This window comes from Oleiphilus sp. HI0128 (genome assembly GCF_001635365.1).
The window spans coordinates 1-1,155 of the sequence record NZ_LWGG01001380.1 but is presented as its reverse complement, the minus strand read 5'-3'; the positions used below and the strand labels follow the sequence as shown (position 1 = coordinate 1,155).

General features: G+C 42.3%; 1 protein-coding gene. It reads right to left on the bottom strand.

From position 1 onward, the window contains the following. The coding region (locus tag A3763_RS22780) for a hypothetical protein (RefSeq protein ID WP_231872297.1) at nt 1–945 on the bottom strand (945 nt) is incomplete at its 3' end. Between the last annotated feature and the right edge of the window lie 210 nt (nt 946–1,155).

The following is a 1,155-nucleotide window of genomic DNA, read 5'->3' as shown; positions in this document are numbered from 1 at the left end:
AACGTTCAATGTCATTGATAAACGAGCCTTCTCTTTTCTCTCAAGCATATCTTCATAGATACGCTTAGTCACTGTATAGTCTCGAGTAAGCTCTGCCTCTTCCGCTCCTCTTTCTGCAATACGTTTGCGCCGGTCAAACTCTTTATCCATCAAGCCCCGTAACGCACTTAAGCGTTTTTCTTTCGTCTGCTTTCGGGTAATAGCGTTCGACAAGCTACTTCGAAGCTCTTGATATAATGGGTTTAATACTGCTTCCTGCTCGTTACCAGCTCCCGAATTATCATTATCTGAGTTCTTATTCGCATCGGCTTGCCTCATAGCATCACGAATATCTTCGATCTGATAAGTTAAACTTACTACATCAGGGTAATCTTCAGTATAGGTTAACAACAAATTATTACGGCTTGCCTCTAGTGATTTAAGGCGTTCACCATACACGTCTGCTTTATATTTCTGGGAAGAAAACTCGGACTCGTTACTTAATTGCCTTTGAACCGCTACAATGGATGTCTCATCTTCGTCGATACTTATTTTTAGCTCTTCTATTTGCGAGCGAATACGACTAATACTTGAATCCACATCACCGTCACGACCATCAAAATTCTGAGACCTGAAGTTCTTCAAGCGCTCTTCTGCCAGCAATAGTTGATCTTTATACTGCTTTACCTGGTTATCGATAAACAAAAAAGCTTCGCGACTTTCCGTACGCTGCTCATCCGTACTTGCACGAATAAAAACATCTACAACCTCATTTATCACCCTGTAAGCGTCATCAGCCGTTGAATCTGAATAGGCTACTTTAATGTAACCAGCCCCCAGACCTCTAACTTGAACTTTAGAACGCAGACTATTTATCTGCTGCCCCAGCTCCTCTGCAGATTCAAAGCTGTCGATCCCATAAACATTTTCAACCACTGTCTTTAGGATCCGAGGAGACTGGATCATATCTCGTACAACCTTCGTATGGTTCTGGACCTTAGATTGCGCAGCCTGAGTCGCTAAAAGTGGCTTTAGTATATTCTGGTTATCGGCAAAGATTGTGGCGGATGTTTCAAACTTTGAAGGCCAGAAAATCCCAGTCACCAATACTGCAAAGCTCACGACAGTGAACCCAAACAAGCATAAAAACTTTCTCTGCCACAACTCTCGAAAAAT